This is a genomic window from Microbispora sp. KK1-11, assembly GCF_006874435.1.
In the GTDB taxonomy this organism is placed as follows: domain Bacteria; phylum Actinomycetota; class Actinomycetes; order Streptosporangiales; family Streptosporangiaceae; genus Microbispora; species Microbispora catharanthi.
The window spans coordinates 270,722-287,842 of record NZ_VIRJ01000005.1 but is presented as its reverse complement, the minus strand read 5'-3'; the positions used below and the strand labels follow the sequence as shown (position 1 = coordinate 287,842).

Sequence of the window (17,121 nt, the reverse complement as noted above, 5' to 3'; positions counted from 1 at the left end):
TGCGAATCAAGCGTAGTAAGCCGAGCACGGCACGCCGCGGGGGAAGTCGCCGGCGGGGTCGGGGCGGAAGGCCCCGGCCGCCAGCAGGCTCAGGCCGTACGCGGTCGGCAGGCCGGGGGCCCAGCCACGGCCCTGGGCCCGGCGCAGCCCCACGGCGAAGGCGATGGTCATCGCCCCGGCCAGTACGAAGTCGACGATGTGGACCCAGCCGGGTACCGGCCCTTCACCCACTCCTCGAACGGGACGCCCCCGGATCGCCACGCCTCCGGAGATTCGTTCCAAGGTTTTTCCGGCAGCGCTTCCGGGGGAGCACCGCGCCTGGCTGCGGGAGATTCCGCTCGCCGGTCGTGTTCCGGTCGAGGAGTGGCAGCCGGAGGACGAACCGCGCTCCGCGGGGGGAGTTCTCGATCCGGAGGGTTCCCCGATGGGCGCTGGCGATGTCACGGGCGATGGCAAGCCCCAGCCCGGTGCCGCCGGCGTCCCGGCGCCGCCCCTCGTCCAGGCGGGTGAATCGCTCGAAGACCCGCTCGCGGTCGGCGGGCGCGATGCCGTTCCCGTCGTCGGTCACTGCGAGAACCGCCTGGCCGTCGGCGGACCCGACCCAGACCGTGACGCCCGTCGCCGCGTGGCGCCGCGCGTTGCTCAGCAGGTTGCCCACCAGCCGGATCAGCTGGATCCGCGAGCCCTGCACCCACACGTCTCCGGCCGTGTAGAGCTCGACCGGGGTGCCGCCGGGGTGAGCGTCCGTCTCCTGGGAGACCAGTGCGGTGAGGTCGATCGGCTCGTGCGGTGCCGGTCGGCCGCCGCTTAGTCTGGTCATCGTCAGCAGGTCCTGCACGATCGCCTCCAGGCGGCCGGTGGCCGACAGCGCTCCCCGGATGGTGTCGCGGGGATCGACGTGATCGGGGTGGAGCAGCGCTTCCTCCAGTTGCAGCCGCAGCCCGGCGATCGGTGTCCTGAGCTCGTGGGAGGTGACGGAGGCGAGCCGGCACTGCTGCTCTGCCGGGCGGAGCGCCCGGCCGATGATCGACCACATCAGGCGGCCGCCCGACAGGACGATGAGGAGTGCGGCCCCGGCGATGAGGTATTCGAGGCGGTGTGTCGCGATAAGGGGCGGCTCGACCGTTCCGGCGTAGACGACGGGGGCGTCGGGGGCCGGCGACACGCGGTTGGCCATGAGCAGGACGCACCGCTCGCCCGGGTCGCACTCCACGCGCCGCTGGAGCCGGTCGTGGGGCGGGGGCCGGAGCGTGCTCAGCCGTGGCCGCCCCGTCGCGTCCGGGCTGGCGTCCACGACCCTGCCCTGCGCGTCCACCACCTGGACGAGGTCGACGGTGCCGGTGACGGTGCCGGTGACGGAGGCGGTGCGCGGCAGCGCGCCGCCGCGCACCTGCGCGCTCCATTGGGCGGCGACCTGCTCGGCGTCGAAGAACACCTGGTCTTCGACTCTGTATCGGATCGCCAGGTCCAGGCTCGCACCGCCCAGGATCGTGAGCAGGAGCAACAACGTCGTCGCCACTGTCGTGTAGCGCGCCTGCATCGAGTGCAGAGACGGCATCGGCCCCACCATTCTCCTGCCGCACCCGGTGGGTCACCACCAAGGCCAAAGTGGACGATTTCGTCCACTTTGGGCTAGTTGCCCGATTGTGTCAAATTGGCGACAGGGGTGCTGACCAGGGCTTTCACCTGGTCCAGTGCCACGTCGAGGGCGACCACGGAGTGTCGTTCGTCCTGCATGTCGGCGAACAGGTAGCCGCCCTGCAGGGCGGCGATGGCCACGACGGCGAGTTCGCCGGGATCCGTGCCGGGTCGAGCTCGCCGCTCTCCCGCATGCGAGCAGTCCCTGCCACCTGGCGAGGACGGCGGCCGGGGACTGGCGGGCGTCGTCGTCGCAGCGGCCGGCGAGCTCGTCGGCCGGAGCGCCGATAGGGCACTTGCAGGGGCTCGTCGCACTCCCGGCGGCCCGTCACGAGCGAGTCGCGCCACCTCTCGAGATCCCGCATCGAGCGCACCTGGTCGAGTTGCGGACCTTATCGAGGGTCGTCGCCGCCACCCCTGTCGGAATATGAGGTCAGCGGTGGTCGCGACGATGCGCTCGCGAGTGGCCGCGCCGCGCGCGGTGAGCCTCGGAGAATCCTTCCTCGGCCCTCGAACGGCCATGTGACAACCCCACCTTCGGATGTGGGAGCCCCACCGGAGCCATGCCGGAGGAACGGTCTTGACAACTCCGGACATATCACCACAGACTGGACGAAATCGTCCAATCCTCCGCCGGGATCATCCGACGGCAACCCGCGCGGACGCGACCACACCGGGGTGAGGGAGGGCCGACACCACACCGGGCGACACCGCGCTCGACGGCCCGCATCTCCGGGCCGCGAACTCGACTCCCCGACAGTACGACTAGTGGTGAGCAGGAGCGCGGTCATGACAGCGACCTTTCGCGGCGGCAACGGGCACGTACGGGCACTCGCCGGCTGCCTATGCCGCAGGATCCGCGCCGGGCGGGTCGCCGACGCCCTCCTGATCGGAGTCCCCGCGGCCTTGAATGCGGGGCGAGCGGGGGACAGGTCACTGCGGGCGGTGGCGTCCATCCGCCTCGAACTGGACGCCATCAACCTCAAGGAGGCGAACACCCGGGTCGCCGAGACAGACGGGGGCGAGGAGATCGCCCGCCTCGCCAGGGCCGTCAACAGGACGTTGGAGCGGCTGCGCGAGGCCGACGATCGCGCCGAACGCGCCCGGGAACGGCAGCGGCAGTTCGCCGCCGACGCCTCTCACGAGCTGTGCACCCCCATCGCCGCACTGCGCATGCGGTTGGAGGAGGCGCAGCTGCATCCGGGCGAGACCGATCTGGACGACCTCCTCGGCCACATGCTGCGCGACCTCGACCGGGTGCAGGGCATCGTCACCGACCTGCTCCTCCTGACCCGCCTGGGTGCCGGCCCCGGGAGAGCGGAGCGGGTGAACCTCACGGCGCTGGTCCGGGCGGAGGCCGCCCGGCAGATGGACGGGCACGACGTCCATCTCGGGCTCGACCCCGCCGTGATCGTCGACGGTGACCCCGAGCAGATCCTCCGGATGCTCGGCAACCTGCTCGACAACGCCCGGCGACACGCCGTCCGCACGATACGGATCGGCCTGCGTCGCGCGGGGGACGGTGCCGAGTTGACGGTCGCCGACGACGGAGAGGGTGTCCCCTTGGCCGACCGCGAGCGGATCTTCTACCGCTTCGTGCGGTTGGACGCCGCCCGTAGCCGGGCTCGGGGAGGCGCCGGCCTCGGCCTGGCCGTCGCTCGCGGCATCGCCTCCGCGCACCACGGCAGCCTCCACGTCGAGGAGTCCGTATGCGGCGGAGCGTGTTTCGTCCTGCGGATGCCGCTCTCGTCGGACCGCCGCGCGTGATCCGCACGGCCCTGACGTCAGGGCGCGCTGCCGCCCGACCTGCTCGGACCGTCAGGCGCTGATCACGGAGGTCAAGCTCGCCGCCGTGAGCGCGGGCAGGGCTTTCGCACTGGCGCCGCCGAAGTGGTCGCAGCCGCTCCCTCCGGCCGTCGCCTTGTCGGCCCTGGCCGGCCATCCCCTGATCCGGCGCACCTGGGCGGTGTGGCCGGCAGCCTCGCGCCGCCGCGATCTGGCGAACTTCGCCGCGGGCTTCCGTCAGCCGGGGAATGCCAGGCGACGCCCGCGGCCGGACCGGCCAGTCCGGGACGGGTCGATCCGCGTACGCGGCGGTGATCGCGCGGCGCTTCTCATGCATGCGATAACCGGTGATGCGGGGCTGGCGCCCGGCGCTCGGGGGGTGGGATACGTTCTAACTGGGCCCGGGACGGCGAGCGGCCGCGCCCACGGAACACGAGGAGATCAGGCACGTTGCCCGACACGCACGACCGCGGGGACGCCCGCGGCATGGCCCCGGCCGACTCCGGCGGCGGACGGACCGGCCTGCGGGCCGACTGCGCGAACTGCTTCGGCCTGTGCTGTATCGCGCTGCCCTTCGCCGCCTCGGCCGACTTCGCGATCAGCAAGGACGCCGGGCGGCCGTGCCCCAACCTGCGGGACGACTTCCGCTGCGGCATCCATTCGCGTCTGCGGGAAAGCGGCTTTTCCGGCTGCACCGTCTACGACTGCTTCGGCGCGGGGCAGAAGGTCTCGCAGGTCACCTTCGGGCGCAGCTGGCGGGATGATCCGGGGACCGCGGCGCGGATGTTCGAGGTCTTCCCCGTCGTACGGCACCTGCACGAGCTGCTGTGGTACCTGGACGAGGCGATGTCCCTGCCGGTGACCCGCCCGATCCACGCCGAGCTGCGCGGCGCGTTCGAGGAGACCGAACGCCTGACCATGGGCACTCCCGACGACCTGCTGGGCGTGGACGTCGCCGCCCACCGCGAGAAGGTCAACGTGCTGCTGCTGCGGACGAGCGAGCTGGTGCGGGCGTCCGCCGGGGGCCGTGCGGCCGACCGCAGGGGAGCCGACCTCATCGGCGCCCGGCTCAGGAAGGCCGACCTGCGCGGAGCCAACCTGAGGGGCGCCTACCTCATCGGGGCGGATCTACGCGGGGCCGATCTGCGCGGCGCGGACCTCATCGGGGCCGATCTGCGCGGGGCCGACCTCGGCGGCGCCGACCTCACGGGGAGCGTCTTCCTCACCCAGGTCCAGGTGAACGCGGCCAGGGGAGACGACGCCACGAGGCTGCCCCCGGCCCTCACCCGTCCGCCGCACTGGTCGGGCCCGGCGGCCCGCCCGGCCCCGGCCGCCGCGGCGGGCAGGGCCTCCACCCGGCGCCCGCGCCCCCGCCGCGGGCGCGGATAGAGACTCCTCGCCGGCGGCCAGAAGTTGCTGCTGCCGCCGGGCGAGGCGGGCGGCGAGCCCCGGGCCTGTTCGCGGATGTGCCACGTCTCCCCGGGGCCTCCTCCGGGCCTCTCCGAGGCACATGGGCCGCCCGTTGCGGCTCGTGCCCGGTGTCACTTGTCCTCGTTCCCATGGATGACGGCGGCGAGGTCGTCCAGATGCGCGGACACCGGGCCGAGCGTCAGCACGCCGCTGCCCGCCCCGGCCAGCTCGCCCGCCGCGGGCAGCAGCGCGGCGTAGGCGCGTTCCATCGTCGCGCGGTCCCCGAGCGTGAGGGCCGCCCGGGCGGCGAGGCACCACAGGGCCTCCGTCAGCAGGTCGCGCGGCGGCTCGGGCAGCGCGCGCAGCGCCTCGGCCGCCTCTGCGCGACGGTCGCGTGCCAGCAGCACCAGAGGCCGGGCCCACGGCGCGTACGGCCCCCAATCGGCATGTTCGACGTCGGGCGGGGGCTGCCCGTGCCGCAGGCGCAGGCACAGCACCGCGAGCGGCAGCAGGCCGCGCTCCATGCCGGGCATGCCGGCGCCGTGAAGCCGGGCGGCGGCCTCCCGGTAGGCGGCCTCGACCTCCTCCACCGGCGCCTGCCCGGCCGCGTCCAGGCGCAGCGCCCGATACCACGCGGTGAACACGCCCACGAGGGGTCGCTCGTGCCGTACGGCCAGGCGCTCGGCCTCGACGGCGTGGGCGTCGGCGGCCGTGAAGTCCGCGAGCGCCGACCTGGCCTGCATCCGGATGAGGTGCCCGAGCACCTCGAAGTTGACCAGACCGTGCCGGGCGGACAGATCCACCAGTTCGGCGCCGATCTCGTCGCGGCGGGCGGCCAGGCCCGTTCGATAGAAGGTCTGCATGAACCGGCCGCTCAGCGCGAACGCCAGCAGCGCGGGGTCGTTCAGGCGGCGGGCGATCTCCTCGGCCTGCCGAGCCGCCCGCGGCCCGTGGCCGGAGCGGTCGCCGCGCGACTCCAGCGCGATCGTGGCCAGCAGGCGGGCCCGGGCCGCCTCGTGACCGGTGGGCTCGTGACCGGCGGCCAGCGCGGCCAGCGTGCGCCCGGCCGCCGCCACGATGCGCGCCGCCTGCCCGGGGTCGTCGGACCGGGTCCAGATGGCAGGGACGTCGAAGGCGCCGATCACCCTGGCGGTCAGCTCCGCGTCGCCCAGTTCCTCGGCCGCCTCGACGGCGGCCACGCGGTGCTCGCGCGCCGCCCGCAGGCCGCCGCCTCCGGTGACGGCGAGATCGCGCAGCAGCCCTGCCGTCGACTCAAGGCGTGCCCGCGCCCCGGAGGCGACCGCGCGATCGTACGCGGCGGTCGCCTCGGCCCACACCCGTTCGGCCGCGCCGCGCATCGGGGAGTCGAGATGATCGGCCTGGCGCAGGATGTCGATCTCCAGGCGGCGCAGTCCCGGGCCCGGGTCCACTCCCAGCTCGTCCACCAGCAGCGCCCGCGCCCGGCGCAGCACGGCGAGCGCGTCGCCCTGCCGCCCGCTGCGGTACAGAGCAAGTGCGAGCAGCCGCCAGGCCTCCTCGCGCCAGGGGTGCCCGGCCGCGTGCGCGTCCAGGTCGGGCACCGCCTCGGCCGCCCGCCCCAGGGCCAGCCGCATCTCCGCGTGACGCTCGACCGCGTGCAGCCGGAGCTCGGCCAGGCGGGAGCGCTCGGCGCGGGCCCAGTCCTGGTCGGCGAACTCCGCGTAGGCGGGGCCGCGCCACCACCCCAGCGCCTCCTCCAGCCGTCCGAGCCCCTCTTCGGGGGACAGATCTGCGGCGGCGGCCACCGCGTGTTCGAAGCGCCAGGCGTCCACCGTGTCGGCGCCGGCCCGCAGCGCGTACCCCGGTCCCTCGGTGACCAGCAGCCGCGCGGGGGTGCGGGGCGGCCGGTCGGGTTCCAGCGCTCGGCGCAGCGCCGCCACGAACGTCCGCACGGCGCCGACCGCGCCCGCCGGCGGTTCGTCCCACAGGTCGTCGACCAGGCGGGTGACCGGGACGACGCGGCCGCGGGCGACGATCAGCCGGGCCAGCACCGCGCGGTGCCGCGGCCCCTTCAGGGCGATCGCGCCGCCGGTGCCGTCCCAGGCCGTCACCGGCCCCAGCACTCCGAACGCGATCCCCACCTGCGGCCCCTTTCCGCGCGTACACCCAGGTCAAAGCAACCGCCGCGGCCCTTGTCACGGTAGCGCGCTGACCGGATGCTCATTCACGCCCGGCAGTCTGGGGGCATCTGATCCCGCACAGAAAGGGGGCGCGTGATGGCGCCTGTCCTTCCCGGTTTCGACTATCTTCGCGTGCCGGTCGCCGACGGTGTGTCGCTGAACGCCGCCGTCGCCGGGTCGGGGAGCCCGATCGTGCTGCTGCACGGCTTCCCCCAGACCCACCTGATGTGGCGGCACGTCGCCGCCGACCTGGCCGCCGACCACACCGTGATCTGTCCCGACCTGCGCGGCTACGGCGCCAGCGACAAGCCGGCCGAGGCCGGTCGCGAGACCTATTCCAAGCGCACGATGGCCGCCGACGTCGTCGCCCTGGCGCGGGCGCTGGGACATGAGCGGTTCGCGCTGGCCGGGCACGACCGCGGCGCGCTGGTCGCCTTCCGCGCCGGGCTCGACCACCCGGCCTCGATCAGCCACCTGGCGTGCCTCGACGTGCTGCCCACGCTGGACATGTGGGAGGTGATGCACGGCGCGGGCGCCGCCGTCGGATTCCACCTGTACCTGATGGCCCAGCCGCCCGGCCTGCCCGAGCAGATGATCGGTGCGAGCGCGGACGCCTTCTTCGGCCACTTCCTCGACGTCTGGACCCTCGACCGCGAGGCGATCCCCGCCGAGGTACGCGCCGCCTACCTCGACGCCTGCCGTGCGGCGGTGCCCTCGATCGTGGCGGACTACCGCGCGTCGGCGGGGATCGACGTGGACCACGACCAGGCGGACCGGGAGGCGGGGAACCGGCTGCCGATGCCGATGACCGTGCTCCAGCAGGACTGGGGGGCCGCCCTCGGGTACGACGCCGAGTCGCTGTGGGGCGCCTGGGCCCCCGACCTGGTGCACACGACGGTGAGATGCGGGCACTTCATGGCCGAGGAGGACCCGGCCGGCGTCGCCGGGGCCCTGCGCGCCCTGCTCACCCGCTGATCGCGGCGCCGGTGCCGGGATCGGCCCCCCGGTCAGTCGCGACGGTTACTGCGGTTGGCGATGATGACGGCGAACGGCGGGATCACCAACGCCACCGCGGCCATCACCAGAGCGGCCACGGGCGAGAGCTCCCGCACGACCGTTCCGGCCAGGACGAACAGCGTGAGGCACGTTGTCATCATGATCAGGTACGTCCGCTTGCGACGCTGCACGGTGTTCAGCCTATTTCCACGCCAGAGCACCGCCCTTCGGCCCGGGTCAGCCCTGGACGGTCGGGCGGATGGTGATCTCGCCGATCTCGACGTCGTGAGGCTGTTCGATCGCGAAGGCGACGACGCGGGCGACGGCTTCGGGCGCGATGCCGAACTCGTCCATGGCGCGGCGGGTCTGTTCGCGGACGTGCGGATCGTCGACCGAGTCGGCGAGGCCGGTGCGGACGAAGCCCGGCGACACCGCCGTCGTCCGCAGCACGCCGTCGGTCGACTCCTGCCGCAGCCCTTCCAGGAGCGTGCGGACGGCGTTCTTGGTCGCGGCGTAGACCGCCTGCGTGGGGACGATCTTCAGGCCGGCCGTCGACACCGTGGTCACCAGGTGGCCGCGGCCCTGCCGCCGGAACACCGGCAGTGCGGCGGCGACGCCGTTGAGCACACCACGGAGGTTGACGTCGATCATCGCCGACCAGCCGTCGACGTCGAGGTCGGCCACGGGACCGATTCTGGCGACTCCGGCGTTGCTCACCAGCACGTCCAGCCGGCCGAACTCCGTCATGGCCCGATCGACGAGTCGTTCGAGATCCTCGCGCCGGGCGACGTCCGCGGCGCAGGTGACGGCACGTCCACCGCGGTCGCGGAGGTCCCGGGCGATGTCGTCCAGGCGCTGTGCCCGGCGCGCCCCCAGGACGACGGCCGCGCCGCGCTCGGCGAGTAGGCGCGCCGTGGCCTCACCGATACCGCTGCTCGCTCCGGTGATGACGACGACCTTGTCGGCGATGCCCGTCATGAGGAACCCCTTCGACTAAAGTGGACATGTGTCCGGTTAGCTCTCACATTACCGGACACATGTCCGCTTAGCCATCCGCCCAGAAGGGGAACGATGGACTCAACCCGCCGCCGGGCCGACGCCGCCGACAATCGCGCCCGGATCATCCGGGTCGCACGGGCGATGATCGGAGACGCGGGCGAGATCAAGCTGAACGCGATCGCCAAACAGGCGGGGGTCGGCCAGGGCACCCTCTACCGTCACTTCCCGACCCTCGATCACCTGCTCGCCGAGGTCTACCGGGAGGACGTCGGCGAACTCGTGGCGGCCGCCCCGGCGCTGCTCGCCGAGCACGAGCCGCTCACCGCGCTGGCTCGCTGGTTCGACCGGCTCGTCGAGTACGCCCGCGTCAAACGCGGAGTGTTCACGGCGGTCGAAGCGGCGGTGTGGCAGGACCTGTCCGCGCATAGCCTCGGCCCGATCGGCGACGCGCTGACCACTCTCCTCGATTCCGGTAAGGCCGACGGGACCATCCGCCCGGACATCGACGCCCGTGACGTCATCCTCCTCGTCGGCTATCTGACCCGCCTCGACCCTGACGAGTGGGATGCCAGGGCACGGCACCTGCTCCACATCGTCCTCGACGGCATGCGCCGCCGCGAATAGTCCACGACGCCGTCTTCGCGACCTCGTCCGCTGTCCCCCCGGCATGGGCCCAGCCGTGTCGACGGGGGTCAGCAGGCGACGTCGGCAGGCGGGAGCGTCCCGGTGGTGAGGAAGGCGTCGACCTGGCCGTTCAGGCACGCGTCGCCGAAGGCGGGGTACGGCGCGTGTGTGCGCGTCGATGGTGACCACCCTCGCCGGCCTCGGACGAGCCGCCTGATGCCGATGGACTCCGCCATGCCCGCCCCCGGAAGACGTCGGCCGCGTTCGAAGCGGACACCGTCGGTGGCGGTGCCGGCCGAGGAGACCACGGCCGAGAAAATCAGTACGTCACCCTGCCGGCGGCGGTGTCCGTCGGGGTCGGCTGCGGCGCTAGTGCAGATAGTCTCTCGCCTGGGCGCCGAGGACGTTCAGAAGAGCCAGCGTCTCGGCGCCGGGGGATCCTGGCGGTGCGCTGTAGAGCACGAGGTGCTGGTCGCGGTCGGTGAGGGTGAGGGTGTCGCAGTCGACGGTGACCTCGCCGACGGCCGGGTGGCGGAAGGTCTTGGTGAGCGTCGGTACAGGCTGTACGTCGTGCCGTTCCCAGAGCCGGGCGAAGTCGGGGCTGGTGTCGCGGAGTTCGCCGACGAGGCCGCTCACCGCGGGATCGGTGGGGTAGCGGGCGAGGGTGGTGTGGAGCTGCATCACGATGCCCAGCCGGAAGTCGGCGGCGTCGGAGATCCCGTAGAGCGTCCCATCGGCGTACTGCGGTCCGGGAAAGGCCCGGCGGGCGAGGTTGCGGTCCTCGGGGGTGAGCGGGCCGAAGTCCTCCATGAGCGCGGCCGCGAGGTTGTTCCAGGCGAGGACCTCGCACGCGGCGGACATCACGAAGCCGGCTGTCTGCGGCATTCGTTCGAGGAGCGCGAGGATGCTGGGGCGGACGTCGCGCCGGTGCAGTCCGGTGCGGTTCGGCGCGGTGCCGGCGAGGACGTGGAGGTGGCCGGACTCGGCGTCGGTGAGCCGCAGCGCGCCGGCGATCGCGGCCAGGACGTCGCCCGAGGGGCGTGGCGCCCTGCCCTGCTCCAGGCGGTTGTAGTACTCGGTCGAGATGTGCGCGAGGACCGCCACTTCCTCGCGGCGCAGACCTGGTGTGCGGCGTCGCGGGCCGGAGGGAAGGCCGACGTCCTGCGGGCGGAGCCGCTCGCGGCGGCTTCGGAGGAATGCCCCGAGTGCCTGTTTGTCCATACGCCCAGTGTGCGCGCCGCCAGGCGATGGATCGTAGTACTGGTTGTGCCTGTATCCGGCCGGCGGCCGGCCGGACGCTGTTGCCATGACGAACAACACGAACACCACTGAGATCGCACCCGTCGGCCTGCTCACCGGCAAGGTCATCTTCATCACCGGCGCCAGCCGCGGCATCGGGGCGGCCGCGGCCCGGCTCTTCGCCTCCGAGGGCGCCGCCGTCGTGCTCGCCGCGCGCAGCACCGACGCCCTCCAGACCATCGTGAAGGAGATCCGCGCCGTCGGCGGTACCGCCGACGCCGTCACCCTGGACCTCGCCGACAGCGCGAGCATCCGCGCCGCCGTCGACCAGGTCGAAAAGCTGCACGGACGGCTGGACGGCGCCTTCAACAACGGCGCGGTCCCCCAGAAGCAGTTCGGCCCCGTCCACACCACCAGCGACGAGGACATCGACGAGCAGTTCGCCGTGAACTTCCGCGCGCACTGGACCGCCATGAACGCCGAGGCCGCTCTCATGCGGAAGAACGGCGGCGGGGCGATCGTCAACACTTCCAGCATCGGCAGCCGCCGCGCGAACCCGGCCCTGCCCGCCTACGGCGCCATGAAGCGCGCGCTCAACAGCCTTACCGAGACCGCCGCGGTGAACTGGGCCGGTGACCGTATCCGGGTCAACGGCATCACCCCCGGCGGCACCGCCACGGAGATGATCGACACCTGGGAGGCGGCGACTCCCGGCATCGTCGAGCAGATGACCAAGTCGATCCCGCTCGGTCAGATGGGCGAGCCCCGGCAGATCGCCGAGGCGGCCGCGTGGCTGCTCAGCGACCGCGCCTCGTACGTGACCGGCGCGATCCTGCCGGTCGACGGCGGCGCCGGCGCCTGACCAGGACAGCCCCGCACCACCCGCCGGCGCCCACCCTCTCGGCACCAAGCCGTCACCCCGTAAGGGCCGCCCAGCAGCGCCCGCCGCCGCGCGCGCCAACGGCTCGCGTCCGCGTACCGCCCGGCGGGGGAGCGCGCGCTGCTCCGGGGCGCGGCCTCCATGCCCGCGCGTGAAACTTTCCCGGCGTTCCCTCGCTTGACAGGGCCCGCGGCCGCTCGGGCACAGTGGCCGGACGGTCTTTCGTGCTCACGGATGTGTCCGGATCCGGGGGCCGGCTTCGACGTCCTTGGTGAAGCGGTGCGGAAGACGCCCGCCGGAAAGGAACGAACCGTGAAGTACATGATCATGCTGTACGGCTCGCAGCAGGACTACGACGTCCTGGCGGGACGGCCGGGGCACGGGCCCGCGTGGTCGGCGGAGGACGCCGCGGCCATGCACGCGTTCATGACGGAGTGGAACGACGACCTGGTGAAGTCGGGGGAGTTCGTCGACGCCCAGGGCCTGACCGCCCCCGTCCACGCCCGCAGGATCCGGCTGCGTGAGGGCGTCCCCGTCGTCACCGACGGCCCGTACGCCGAGACTGAGGAGGTCCTGGCGGGCTACACGATCGTCGAGTGCGACAGCTTCGACCGGGCGACGCAGATCGCCGCGCGCCTGGCGCACACCCCGCATCCCGAGGACGCGGCCCTGGCGCACGAGTGGTACGTGGACGTGCGCCCGATCGCCGAGTCGCAGGCCGAGCTGGAGCTGTGACGACGCCTCGCGGCGAGGCCGAGGACCTGCTGCGCGGCCTGGCGCCGCGGGTCCTCGGCGCGGTCGTGCGACGGTACGGCCACTTCGACACCGCCGAGGACGCCGTGCAGGAGGCGCTGCTCACCGCCGCCGTCCGCTGGCCGGAGGACGGCCTGCCGGACAACCCGCTGGGCTGGCTCGTCACCGTAGCCGCCCGCAGGCTCACCGACCTGCTGCGCGCCGAGCAGGCCCGGCGCGAGCGGGAGGAGGCCGCCGGCAGGCGGGTGCTTCCCGAGTGGCGGCTCGCGCCCGCCGCGGACGCGTCCACGACCGGGTCCGACGACACGCTGATCCTGCTGTTCATGTGCTGCCATCCCGCGCTGTCGCCCGCCTCGCAGATCGCCCTCACCCTCCGCGCGGTCGGCGGCCTGACCACCGCGCAGATCGCCCGGGCGTTCCTGGTGCCGGAGGCGGCCATGACCCGCCGCATCACCCGGGCCAAGCAGCGCATCAGGGACAGCGGCCTCCCGTTCGGCATGCCCGGGGGAGCCGACCGCGACGCGCGGCTGCGTGCCGTCCTCCACGTGCTCTACCTGGTCTTCACCGAGGGGTACGCCGGGGAGGCCGGGCTTCGCCGGGAGGATCTGACGGCCGAGGCGATCCGGCTGGCCCGCATCGTCCACCGGCTGCTGCCGGACGACGGCGAGGCGGCCGGGCTGCTCGCGCTCATGCTGCTCACCGACGCGCGCCGCGCCGCGCGCACCGCCCCGGACGGCACACCGATCCCCATGGCCGAGCAGGACCGCACCCTCTGGGACGCCGCCCGCATCGCCGAGGGCGTGGCGCTGGTCGACGCGGCCCTGGCGCGGGGCGCGCCCGGGCCCTACCAGGTCCAGGCGGCGATCGCCGCCCTGCACGACGAGGCGCCGAGCGCGGAGGCGACCGACTGGCCGCAGATCGCCGCACTGTACGAGGTGCTGACGGGGATGTCGGACAACCCCGTGACGCTGCTGAACCAGGCGGTCGCGGTGGCGATGAGCCGGGGCCCGCGGGCGGGGCTGGTCCTGCTCGACGGGCTGGAGGGCGACGAACGGCTCGCCCGCGACCACCGCCTGCCCGCGGTGCGCGCGCACCTGCTGGAGATGGCAGGAGAGCGGGCGGCGGCACGCGAGGCCTACCTTGCGGCGGCCCGGCGGGCGGCGAGCCTGCCGCGCCGGCGCTACCTCAACGCCCGCGCCGCCCATCTGGGTGACGACGCCTGACGAGCCGGTGAGGTCCGGCGTCCTCGGGCGGGGTCACCTCCGCCTCCTGCGCGGCGGCGCGGGTAAACGCTTCGTCCGGCGACCGGCGATCCGTGTCACGCGACCAGCCTGGCCGGCCGAGGTCAGGACCGATCGGCGGGCTGGAACAGTTCGACGAGATTGCCGGCGGGGTCGGGGAGCAGGATCTGCCGGCCGCCGGGACCGGTGACCACCTCGCCATGGAACGACAGGCCCGCGGCGCGCAGCCGGCCGATCTCGGCGTCCAGGTCGTCGACGACCAGCTGGATGCGGTTGCGGCCCGCGCCGCCTGCCTCGGCGGGTGTGGCGCGGGCGCCGGAGCTTGCGGGTCCGGACAGCAGCAGCCGCAGCGGCCCGCGTACCACGTCGGCGAAGGCGGGTGCGGCGCTGCTGTTCAGGGTGAAGCCGAGATGGGTGGTGTAGAAGCCGACGGCCGCCTGGACGTCGTCGACGAGGTAGCGGACGCCGGCGTAGTGATCGGTCACCGTCATGAGTGTGCCTCCGGAGTCTGAGCCAGGACGGGCAGTAGGTAACGGACGCGCGTGTCGATGTCCGCCGCCGCTCGGCAGAGCGCGGCATGGATGTCCTGCTCCGATCGGCCCGCCGCAGCCGGGTCGGGGGTGCTCCAGTGGATCCGCCGCGCGTGGTCGCCGAACTCGGGGCAGGCTTCGCGGACCTTGTCGCACAGGGTGACGACGTAATCGAACCGGCGACCGCGCAGGGTGTCCAGATGGCGGGGCCGCCGGTCGGCGATGTCGATGCCGTACTGCTCGCGCAGCACGCGTACGGCGTGCGGGTGCACCCGCGCCGCCGGCCGGCTGCCGGCGCTGGTCACGGTCACGCGACCGGCGGTGTGATGGCGCAGCAGAGCTTCGGCGATCGGTGAGCGGGCGCTGTTTCCCGTGCAGGCGAACAGCACCGAGAGACGGGGCCACCGCGGCGGCGCCGGCGGCTCGGGGACGCCGCGTAGTGCGGGATGCAGGGCGGCCCCGGCGCCTGCGAGGGCCTGGGCGCAGCGGTCCAGGTTGAGCCGGTAATAGCTGTCGCGGCGGTCGCGGCTGCTGCGTGTGGAGGTGACCAGGCCGCCGTCGCGCAGCAGCCGCAGGTGGTAGGAGACGAGGTTCTGCGGCGCTCCGACCAGCGTCGTCAGCTCACGGACCCGCAGGTCGCCCGCCGCGAGCTCGGTCAACAGCCGCCAGCGCAGCGTGTGGGCGGCCAGGCGCACGAACGCCGGAAGGGCTTGCTCGGACGACGCCATGACCTGGACAATACATCAAACCCGTTCGATGGAACATCGTTCCCCGAATGGGTGCCGGGCTCGCGGTGGCGAGCATGGCGACGAAGCGGAGGAGTGATCGTGGGGGAGAAGGTAGCAGTGGGGTCGATTCGTGATCTGTTGCGGGGGCTTGCGGTCTTCGACACCGAACTGCCGGGGTTCGACGTCGACGCCGCGCCGTCCGACCCGGTCGCCCTGTTCGTGGAATGGCTGACCTCGGCCGTCGAGGCCGGGGTGCGTGAACCGCATGCGATGTCGCTGGCGACCGCCGACAGCCGCGGACGGCCGTCCTCCCGCGTGCTGATCTGCAAGGACCTCGCGGCGGACGGCACCTGGTACTTCGCCACGAGCGCGGGCAGCCGCAAGGGCCGGGAGCTGGCCGCCACTCCGTACGCCGCGCTGTGCTTCCACTGGCCCGAGCAGGGCCGTCAGATCCGGGTGCGGGGCACGGCCGTCCCGGCGGACGCCGAGCGCGGCGCGGCCGACTTCCTCGCGCGTTCCCCCGGTGCGCGCGCCGACGCGCTGACCGGCCGCCAGTCGCAGGTCCTGGACGACCCCTCCGACCTCGAAACCGCACTCCGCGCGGCCCACGCCGCGATCGAGGCCGACCCCGGGGTGGTCGCGCCGGGATGGACCGTGTACGGCGTGCGCGCCGAAGAGGTCGAGTTCTGGCAGGCCGATCGCGACCGCCGGCACACCCGCCTGCGCTACACGCGCGAGGAGGCCGCCTGGGCGCGGCATCGCCTGTGGCCCTGAGACGGAACGCCTGGCCGGCCCGCACCCTCGGCCGGAAAGTACGGTGATCGATGTCGGGATTGGAGGTCGCCGTGGGCACACCGGCCCGGGCAGGGGAGGGGCCGCTGAAGCGCCGGCTGGGCCTGGCCGACGCCGTGGTCATCGGGCTGGGATCGATGATCGGCGCGGGGATCTTCGCCGCCCTGTCGCCGGCGGCGCGGGCGGCCGGGTCCGGACTGCTGCTCGGGCTGGCGGCGGCCGCGGTGGTCGCCTACTGCAACGCGACCTCCTCGGCCCGGCTGGCCGCGCGCTACCCCGCCTCCGGCGGCACCTATGTATACGGACGGGAGCGGCTGGGGGACTTCTGGGGCTACCTGGCGGGGTGGGCGTTCGTGGTCGGCAAGATCGCCTCGTGTGCGGCGATGGCGCTGACCGTCGGCTCCTACGTCTGGCCGGAGCAGGCCCACGCGGTGGCGGTCGCGGCCGTGGTGGCGCTGACCGCGGTCAACTACGCGGGGATCCACAAGAGCGCCTGGCTCACCCGGGTCATCGTCGGGGTGGTCCTCACGGTGCTGGCCGCCGTGGTGGTCGCGGGCCTGACCTCCGGCGCCGCGGACCCGGGGAGGCTGGACGTGGGCGCCGACGCCACCGCGGGCGGGGTGGTGCAGGCGGCGGGTCTGCTGTTCTTCGCCTTCGCCGGTTACGCCCGCATCGCCACTCTCGGCGAGGAGGTGCGCGACCCGGCGCGGACCATCCCCCGCGCGATTCCGCTCGCGCTCGGGCTCACCCTGGTCGTCTACGCGGCGGTCGCGGTGTCCGCCCTCGCCGTGCTGGGCGGCGCGGCGCTGGGCGACGCGGTCGCACCCCTGGCCGCCGTCGTGCGGGAGGCCGGGCATCCCGGCCTGGCCCCGGTCGTACGGGCGGGCGCCGCGCTCGCCGCGACCGGCTCCCTGCTCGCGCTGATCCTCGGGGTGTCCCGCACCACGCTGGCGATGGCACGCGACCGGCACCTGCCGCACGCGCTCGCCGCCGTCCATCCGCGTTTCAGGGTGCCCCACCGCGCCGAGCTGGCCGTCGGCGCGGTTGTGGCGATCCTGGCCGCGACCGCGGACCTGCGTGGCGCGATCGGGTTCTCCTCCTTCGGCGTGCTGGTCTACTACGCCGTCGCCAACGCCAGTGCCTGGACCCTCGGCCCCGATGAGGGACGGCCGCCGCGTGCCGTGCCCGCCGTCGGCCTGGCCGGGTGCCTGATCCTGGCCTTCGCCCTGCCGATGTCCTCGGTGGTCTCCGGTGCCGCCGTGCTGGCGGCCGGCGCCGCCGTCTACGCCCTGCGCCGGGCCGTCACCTGACGAGCGGCACTTGAGACTCGCAGGCGATTACCATGAG

Annotated in this window: 19 protein-coding genes; 9 read left to right on the top strand and 10 right to left on the bottom strand. The window is 73.5% G+C overall.

The annotated features are described in order from the left end of the window. Positions 1 to 6: 6 nt before the first annotated feature. The 3 genes from FLW16_RS10690 to FLW16_RS43565 all read right to left on the bottom strand — a co-directional run bounded on the left by FLW16_RS10690 (position 7) and on the right by FLW16_RS43565 (position 1,779). Positions 7 to 231: a DUF998 domain-containing protein gene (locus FLW16_RS10690; RefSeq protein WP_221890999.1), complete on the bottom strand. Its 225-nt coding sequence runs from the start codon at positions 229 to 231 to the stop codon at positions 7 to 9. Further along, entirely contained in the window at positions 224 to 1,558 is a 1,335-nt protein-coding gene (locus FLW16_RS10685; protein ID WP_142559812.1) for a cell wall metabolism sensor histidine kinase WalK, read from the bottom strand. Before FLW16_RS10685 ends, FLW16_RS10690 begins: the two co-directional genes overlap by 8 nt. A 74-nt stretch (positions 1,559 to 1,632) precedes the next feature. Next, the gene (locus FLW16_RS43565; protein WP_185949353.1) at positions 1,633 to 1,779 is read right to left on the bottom strand and encodes a hypothetical protein; all 147 of its coding nucleotides are present in this window, start codon (positions 1,777 to 1,779) and stop codon (positions 1,633 to 1,635) included. 648 nt (positions 1,780 to 2,427) lie between these two features. On the opposite strand from FLW16_RS43565, the gene FLW16_RS10680 reads away from it, so the two are divergent. Both FLW16_RS10680 and FLW16_RS10670 read left to right on the top strand, forming a co-directional pair. Beyond that, positions 2,428 to 3,405: a cell wall metabolism sensor histidine kinase WalK gene (locus FLW16_RS10680; protein WP_142559811.1), complete on the top strand. Its 978-nt coding sequence runs from the start codon at positions 2,428 to 2,430 to the stop codon at positions 3,403 to 3,405. A 504-nt stretch (positions 3,406 to 3,909) separates the two neighbouring features. Beyond that, positions 3,910 to 4,812: a pentapeptide repeat-containing protein gene (locus FLW16_RS10670; RefSeq protein WP_142559892.1), complete on the top strand. Its 903-nt coding sequence runs from the start codon at positions 3,910 to 3,912 to the stop codon at positions 4,810 to 4,812. A 152-nt stretch (positions 4,813 to 4,964) separates the two neighbouring features. On the opposite strand, the gene FLW16_RS10665 is transcribed toward FLW16_RS10670, so the two are convergent. Further along, on the bottom strand, positions 4,965 to 6,953 hold the full coding sequence (locus tag FLW16_RS10665; RefSeq protein WP_142559810.1) for an AfsR/SARP family transcriptional regulator: 1,989 nt from the start codon (positions 6,951 to 6,953) through the stop codon (positions 4,965 to 4,967). 135 nt (positions 6,954 to 7,088) lie between these two features. Between FLW16_RS10665 and FLW16_RS10660 the strand changes: the two genes are divergently transcribed. Then, the gene (locus FLW16_RS10660; RefSeq protein ID WP_142559809.1) at positions 7,089 to 7,967 is read left to right on the top strand and encodes an alpha/beta fold hydrolase; all 879 of its coding nucleotides are present in this window, start codon (positions 7,089 to 7,091) and stop codon (positions 7,965 to 7,967) included. Positions 7,968 to 7,999: 32 nt separating this feature from the next. Here FLW16_RS10660 and FLW16_RS10655 read toward each other — a convergent pair whose 3' ends face one another. Both FLW16_RS10655 and FLW16_RS10650 read right to left on the bottom strand, forming a co-directional pair. Further along, on the bottom strand, positions 8,000 to 8,179 hold the full coding sequence (locus tag FLW16_RS10655) for a DUF3099 domain-containing protein (protein ID WP_142559808.1): 180 nt from the start codon (positions 8,177 to 8,179) through the stop codon (positions 8,000 to 8,002). A gap of 46 nt (positions 8,180 to 8,225) precedes the next feature. Further along, entirely contained in the window at positions 8,226 to 8,966 is a 741-nt protein-coding gene (locus FLW16_RS10650) for an SDR family oxidoreductase (protein WP_142559807.1), read from the bottom strand. Between the two features lie 93 nt (positions 8,967 to 9,059). Here FLW16_RS10650 and FLW16_RS10645 point away from each other — a divergent pair, with 93 nt between their 5' ends. Further along, a complete protein-coding gene (locus FLW16_RS10645; RefSeq protein WP_142559806.1) occupies positions 9,060 to 9,611 on the top strand; it encodes a TetR/AcrR family transcriptional regulator in 552 nt (183 codons plus the stop codon). Positions 9,612 to 9,679: 68 nt separating this feature from the next. Here the strand turns inward: FLW16_RS10645 and FLW16_RS43560 are convergent, their stop codons facing one another. Together FLW16_RS43560 and FLW16_RS10640 are read right to left on the bottom strand one after the other, a co-directional pair. Next, complete coding sequence (locus FLW16_RS43560; protein ID WP_185949352.1) at positions 9,680 to 9,847, bottom strand: hypothetical protein; 168 nt, start codon at positions 9,845 to 9,847, stop codon at positions 9,680 to 9,682. 133 nt (positions 9,848 to 9,980) lie between these two features. Next, positions 9,981 to 10,832 (bottom strand): helix-turn-helix transcriptional regulator, encoded by an 852-nt coding sequence (locus FLW16_RS10640; protein WP_142559805.1) that lies wholly within the window; start codon positions 10,830 to 10,832, stop codon positions 9,981 to 9,983. A gap of 85 nt (positions 10,833 to 10,917) precedes the next feature. Here FLW16_RS10640 and FLW16_RS10635 point away from each other — a divergent pair, with 85 nt between their 5' ends. The 3 genes from FLW16_RS10635 to FLW16_RS10625 all read left to right on the top strand — a co-directional run bounded on the left by FLW16_RS10635 (position 10,918) and on the right by FLW16_RS10625 (position 13,706). Beyond that, a complete protein-coding gene (locus FLW16_RS10635; RefSeq protein ID WP_142559804.1) occupies positions 10,918 to 11,712 on the top strand; it encodes an SDR family NAD(P)-dependent oxidoreductase in 795 nt (264 codons plus the stop codon). Positions 11,713 to 12,051: 339 nt separating this feature from the next. Then, positions 12,052 to 12,465, top strand: coding sequence for a YciI family protein (locus FLW16_RS10630; RefSeq protein ID WP_260615155.1), 414 nt, complete (start codon positions 12,052 to 12,054; stop codon positions 12,463 to 12,465). Next, positions 12,462 to 13,706, top strand: a complete 1,245-nt coding sequence (locus FLW16_RS10625) for an RNA polymerase sigma factor (protein ID WP_142559802.1) — start codon at positions 12,462 to 12,464, stop codon at positions 13,704 to 13,706. The genes FLW16_RS10630 and FLW16_RS10625 overlap by 4 nt, the downstream gene beginning before the upstream one ends. 122 nt (positions 13,707 to 13,828) lie before the next feature. Here the strand turns inward: FLW16_RS10625 and FLW16_RS10620 are convergent, their stop codons facing one another. Both FLW16_RS10620 and FLW16_RS10615 read right to left on the bottom strand, forming a co-directional pair. After that, positions 13,829 to 14,209 (bottom strand): VOC family protein, encoded by a 381-nt coding sequence (locus FLW16_RS10620; RefSeq protein ID WP_142559801.1) that lies wholly within the window; start codon positions 14,207 to 14,209, stop codon positions 13,829 to 13,831. A 2-nt stretch (positions 14,210 to 14,211) separates the two neighbouring features. Further along, on the bottom strand, positions 14,212 to 14,982 hold the full coding sequence (locus FLW16_RS10615) for an ArsR family transcriptional regulator (RefSeq protein WP_142559800.1): 771 nt from the start codon (positions 14,980 to 14,982) through the stop codon (positions 14,212 to 14,214). 99 nt (positions 14,983 to 15,081) lie between these two features. Between FLW16_RS10615 and FLW16_RS10610 the strand changes: the two genes are divergently transcribed. Then, positions 15,082 to 15,756 (top strand): pyridoxal 5'-phosphate synthase, encoded by a 675-nt coding sequence (locus tag FLW16_RS10610; RefSeq protein ID WP_260615146.1) that lies wholly within the window; start codon positions 15,082 to 15,084, stop codon positions 15,754 to 15,756. Positions 15,757 to 15,806: 50 nt separating this feature from the next. Continuing rightward, positions 15,807 to 17,084: an APC family permease gene (locus FLW16_RS10605; protein ID WP_142559799.1), complete on the top strand. Its 1,278-nt coding sequence runs from the start codon at positions 15,807 to 15,809 to the stop codon at positions 17,082 to 17,084. Positions 17,085 to 17,121: the final 37 nt, after the last annotated feature.